Genomic DNA, 4,715 nt, shown 5'->3' with positions numbered 1-4,715 from the left:
TTTAGCTGAAGTTTTTCTTGTGATTATAGAATGGTTCAGCTTCGCTGAAATTTATAAATTCTATAATCTTAAGAAAAACGTCTATCGACGTACCTTCAAAGAAGACAGACCGCATTTAGCTGAAGTTTTTCTTGCGATTATAGAATGGTTCAGCTCCGCTGAAATTTATAAATTCTATAATCTTAAAAAATCTCTTTAGCGTTCATATGAACCGTTATATAATGTTCTTATTAGTTTATATCAATCCAATCAAGTTCATTTGATACTCTGAAATGGGGAGAGAACAATGATGCCGACAATTAAGCTCGAGTTATTGAATCGTCAAGATGAAGTGAGGACGGAGGAGTACAGCGATTCGCAAACGAAGCATGTCCATTTGATGGAACGGGAAGAAGAAGGGGTTACGTATCTGGCCTGCCAGCATGTGGAGTACGCCGAGGGCGACAAGTTTAGAGTCACGATGGAACTGCCGGATTCGTATATCGTGGTTCAGATGGATGAGACGCTCAATCCGTCTTTAATTTATGTAAAAGGAACCATATGGGAATACGAGGTTCCGCTGGCGTACAAACGAGCGTATCCCGAGAACGCTTTTGCCGGATCGAAGCATTATGTTACTGCCCGGTATGCGACGGAGAATGAGATCAGCGAGTACCGCAATCTGGCCTTAAACCCTCATGACCAGAAGCAGGACTCGGGCGCTTTCCCGCATGCTCACGCGAATGTTGAAACCCGAAACGACCCGACCTTCTTTGCCCGCAACGCTATCGACGGCGTCTATGCCAATTACAGCCACGGTTCTTACCCGTATCAATCCTGGGGAATTAACCAGCAGCCGGATGCCGAGCTGACACTGGATTTCGGTCGTAAGGTGCAGCTTGACCGGCTGGGCCTCGTATTGCGCGGCGATTTTCCGCATGACAGCTGGTGGAAAGAAGTAACGGTCGCTTTTTCCGACGGGTCAGAGGAGCAGCTCTATCCTGCAAAAATCCGCAGCATCCAATACTTTGACATCTCTCCCCGCACGGTCGAATGGCTGGTGCTCAAGCGCTTGATCAAAGGAGATGAGACGCCGTTTCCGGCCCTGACGCAGATTGAGGCATACGGCAGAAATGTATAGGTAAGCATCTTTTGATGGGTAAGCATCGATTACCGGGCAAGCCGCCTTTATCCCCTGCACATCCTTTTACGCTGAAGAACTTAGCCTATATAATGAAGACAGATCGTCTTGGCGAAAGGAAGGTGCTCCTGTGCGGGAAACCTGTGTTCCGGGCGGCGTTAAGCTCAAAGACACCGGATTTGGATATACGCTGTCCTTAATCGGCGGCAAATACAAAATGATCATCATGTACTGGTTGTCCGAACATCAAGTGATGCGTTTTAATGAACTCCAGCGGAGTATCGGAACCATTTCCTTTAAAACACTTAGCGTCATGTTAAAAGAAATGGAGGCGGACGGCCTGGTCTTACGCAAAGAATTTCCTCAGGTTCCCCCGAAGGTCGAATATTCGTTGTCCGAACGAGGTCTTTCCCTCATCCCTGTCCTGAATCTGATGTGCGAGTGGGGGGAGAACAACTTTGTTCCCGGCGTTGAAGCTGTTCAGCGATAGGCCTCCCGTAATACGGCTCATTAGAAGAAGTATTTCCCTTACAGGGAGATACTTCTTTTTTAATGGCCAAATCCATTTGCCGGCTTAGAGGGAGTCGATAAACTTCAAATAGTCCTGCGCGCTTTGTTCCAGTTCGTCTAGGGGCTGATCGGCTTCCGCTCCCGGCACATTTTCACCAGGCTCGCTTTCCGTACCGTAGAATGCAAAAACCGAACGATAATCCGCATTGCAGTACCGGAAGGTCGTTTCAAACGGAACCAATATTTGCTCAAGTGTATACCGGTACCTGCCTGTTTCGCTGTAATCCGCTTTTTTGATTCCTGCAGAGACGCCAAGGGCGACTTTGCGGTTCTTTAACTTGTCGCCACCGTTCGAACCATAAGCCCAGCCGTATGCCAGCACTTCGTCCAGCCATTGTTTCAGGAGAGGCGGACAGTTGAACCACTGGATTGGAAACTGCAGCATCAAATGGCCATGCGTTTCCACCAAACGCTGCTCTTTTTCCACATCGATGGATTGGTCAGGATAAGCTTTGTACAAGTCATGGACCGTGTATTTTTCCGGGTATTTGTAGAGCTCTTGGACCCACCGTTTATTAATGACGGACGTTTCAATGCTTGGATGCGATACGATCACTAAGGTTTTCATCAGATTGGTCCTCCTTTTTTTCGATAATGACTTCGTATTGAGTATAAAAAATACCTCGCCACGCTGTAAGTACGCACTTTTAGTACAGGTACTAACGTCCTGGTAAGTGTGAACCGCGACATGAACAGAAGCCTTTTAACAACTTACGTCGTTGTATCCAAGCTGGATGGCCGATAACTTACGTCGTTGTATCCAAGCTGGATGGCCGATACAAGCGATGAAACGGAATTGACAGGGTCGGGGTAAATCTATACAATTATATTGTTTCATGTGAATAAATAATTTGATGTTTTAGATTAGTTTAGCTATTACATTTCTTATACTTATTTATTCTAATTTAAAGGAGCGATCCACGCTGAAGAGTACATCATTCCATGAATAGGTTTAAGGCAGCATAAGGAGCATTCCTTTCACGTTCATATTTTGTTTCGAACGAAACAAATATCATTAACCAACTCAAAACAGCGAGCCGGGATGCAGTACATGGCACCGACGAGTGATTCGCGAGGCTGTAATGCGTTGGTCAGGAGTGGGGGAAGCACATCATAGGCGGTTTTCAAGTCTGAATGAACAGGAGGGTTCGAATCATGGAATGGGCGAAAATCATCCAAGAGCGCAGAAGCATCCGCAGGTTTAAATCCTCTCCCGAGGTGGATCAGGAATTTGTGCGGGAGCTGCTCCGCGAAGCGCAGGGCTTGTATCCTTATCGTTCCGGCGAGGCTGCAAATTACCGGTGCGTATATGCAGGAACGGCGGAATCCAGGGAGCGTCTTGCTGTCTGCATGCTTGAGCCTCTGGTGAAGAACAAACTGGTCAAATGGCTGCCGGAAAAAATTCGGGATTTTGTCCGAAAAAGAGTCACAGAAATACCCGGTCATTTGGCTGTTATTGCCAGCACGAACGAGGACAGAAGGACAAATGACATGAATTATGCTGCAGTTTGCGGGATCATTCAAAACTTCCAGCTGCTTGCCTGGCAGCGGCAGCTTGGTACCCTATGGGACACGGAGCCGATGATGCAGAGCCGGGAGTTATTCCACCTTTTCCAAATGAAACCAACGGAGAAACTGGTGGGAATTTTACACCTCGGCTATTTTGACAAAATACCGAAAGCCAGAGCCAGGACACGTGCAGAAAAGAAATGGACGATCATATCGGGATAAGGAGGCGAACTCATGAACATCACCGGTGTCACAAATAAAGGACTTACATCAAACTACAGCAATCGGCCCGTTCCTGAAAGTCATATCCTCGATCTTTTAAATGTGGCAGTATGGGCTCCGAACGACGGACTGCGGGAGCCGTGGCGTTTTATATTTATCGGGTCAGGCAGCAGACACATGATGGCCGGATTACAGGAGGAGGCGCCGGCATATTTGATCCTGGTGATTAAAGAAGATCGAGATCCTCATAAAAGGGAAGAAGATTTCGCGGCCGCATGCTGCCTTATGCAAAATTTCCACCTGCTTGCTCAGGAGAGCAAGCTCCATGTCCGAGTGACGATGAACGACTGGATTTATGACCGAACCTCCGCCCATCGCTATGGTGTTCACCAAGAAGAGCGGATCGTCGCCGTTCTGGAATTGGGTTATCTGGAACCCCCAATAGAGCCGGTAACCTCTGCTCATTCACCGAATCTTAACTTTAAGTTACTGTAATTGGCAAATGTTCAAGCTGCATAACCTTTTTTGCTCCTGATGCATCTAATTGGGGGAATGTTCAAAGGAATGCTTCAAAGACCCAAATCCTTCTCAGCGTCCCTTCCGGAAAGCATGTTTTCCGGAAAGGGGCGTTTTTATTTCGGACCGATGTCACATTCGGCAGCCTGCTAAACGTTATACAGGGTGAGGATGGGACAACAAGGGAGGTGATGCCATGAAATACCTCAACCCCGGGGAAGAGTCGACACAACCTATCGAGAGCGTCGTAGAAAGCGTCAAACAAGGAGATAAGCAGGCATTTGCCGACATCATCCGTACGTTTGAGCGCCAGATTTATACGTATTGTTATTACATTTTGAAGAACCGCGAGGAAGCGGAGGACGCGCTGCAGGAAATTTTCATCAAGGTGTATCAATCCATCCATAAATATGAGCACCAGGTTTCCTTCTCCTCATGGTTGTATAAAGTTGCTTACTACCATTGCATGGACATGACCAGAAAGAAGAGCCGGCAAAAGAAGACGTTATCTCTCCAAAAAGAGATTCGGCAGTTGGAGAATCAGCACCAAAAGGACAGCGTACCAGAGGTGGAAGAGCTGCTGATGAGTTTGAAGCCTGAAGAAAGGCATCTCGTGCTTCTGCGGGCAGTGGAGCAGTACAGCTTCGAAGAGATCGGACAGATTATGGACTGCAAACCGGCAACCCTGCGCAAAAAGTTCGAACGTGTCCGGAAAAAACTGATTCTGCAAAAGAAGATCAAAGGAGGGATAACCCGTGAAAGAATGGTCAGATCTAAC

General features: G+C 47.2%; 7 protein-coding genes. 6 read left to right on the top strand and 1 reads right to left on the bottom strand.

Features of this window, described 5'->3' with window-relative positions; translation table 11 throughout:
• The 3 genes from CPT76_RS38320 to CPT76_RS10815 form a co-directional block, all read left to right on the top strand.
• Positions 1 to 199, top strand: a 199-nt coding sequence (locus CPT76_RS38320; RefSeq protein WP_219845406.1) for a hypothetical protein, incomplete at its 5' end; no start/stop codon positions are given.
• A gap of 90 nt (positions 200 to 289) precedes the next feature.
• The gene (locus tag CPT76_RS10820) at positions 290 to 1,120 is read left to right on the top strand and encodes a discoidin/SUN/FTP domain-containing protein (protein ID WP_105442923.1); all 831 of its coding nucleotides are present in this window, start codon (positions 290 to 292) and stop codon (positions 1,118 to 1,120) included.
• Between the two features lie 130 nt (positions 1,121 to 1,250).
• On the top strand, positions 1,251 to 1,610 hold the full coding sequence (locus CPT76_RS10815) for a winged helix-turn-helix transcriptional regulator (RefSeq protein ID WP_105442922.1): 360 nt from the start codon (positions 1,251 to 1,253) through the stop codon (positions 1,608 to 1,610).
• An 84-nt stretch (positions 1,611 to 1,694) separates the two neighbouring features.
• On the opposite strand, the gene CPT76_RS10810 is transcribed toward CPT76_RS10815, so the two are convergent.
• Positions 1,695 to 2,258, bottom strand: coding sequence for an NAD(P)H-dependent oxidoreductase (locus CPT76_RS10810; RefSeq protein ID WP_105442921.1), 564 nt, complete (start codon positions 2,256 to 2,258; stop codon positions 1,695 to 1,697).
• 587 nt (positions 2,259 to 2,845) lie between these two features.
• Between CPT76_RS10810 and CPT76_RS10805 the strand changes: the two genes are divergently transcribed.
• From CPT76_RS10805 to CPT76_RS37240, 3 genes are all read left to right on the top strand, one after another.
• Positions 2,846 to 3,421, top strand: coding sequence for a nitroreductase family protein (locus CPT76_RS10805; RefSeq protein WP_105442920.1), 576 nt, complete (start codon positions 2,846 to 2,848; stop codon positions 3,419 to 3,421).
• Between the two features lie 12 nt (positions 3,422 to 3,433).
• The gene (locus CPT76_RS10800) at positions 3,434 to 3,916 is read left to right on the top strand and encodes a nitroreductase family protein (RefSeq protein ID WP_105442919.1); all 483 of its coding nucleotides are present in this window, start codon (positions 3,434 to 3,436) and stop codon (positions 3,914 to 3,916) included.
• Positions 3,917 to 4,133: 217 nt separating this feature from the next.
• Positions 4,134 to 4,715, top strand: a 582-nt coding sequence (locus tag CPT76_RS37240; protein WP_105442918.1) for an RNA polymerase sigma factor, incomplete at its 3' end; no start/stop codon positions are given.

Origin of the sequence: Paenibacillus sp. AR247, from assembly GCF_002968895.1 — a bacterium.
Lineage (GTDB): Bacteria > Bacillota > Bacilli > Paenibacillales > Paenibacillaceae > Paenibacillus_AQ > Paenibacillus_AQ favisporus.
This window is presented reverse-complemented; position numbering and strand designations above follow the sequence as displayed.

Bases quoted from the DNA above. Each gene is read 5' to 3' on its own strand.
- CPT76_RS10820 (WP_105442923.1), top strand. From the start codon at position 290: ATGCCGACAATTAAGCTCGAGTTATTGAATCGTCAAGATGAAGTGAGG.
- CPT76_RS10810 (WP_105442921.1), bottom strand. From the start codon at position 2,258: ATGAAAACCTTAGTGATCGTATCGCATCCAAGCATTGAAACGTCCGTC.
- CPT76_RS10805 (WP_105442920.1), top strand. From the start codon at position 2,846: ATGGAATGGGCGAAAATCATCCAAGAGCGCAGAAGCATCCGCAGGTTT.
- CPT76_RS10800 (WP_105442919.1), top strand. From the start codon at position 3,434: ATGAACATCACCGGTGTCACAAATAAAGGACTTACATCAAACTACAGC.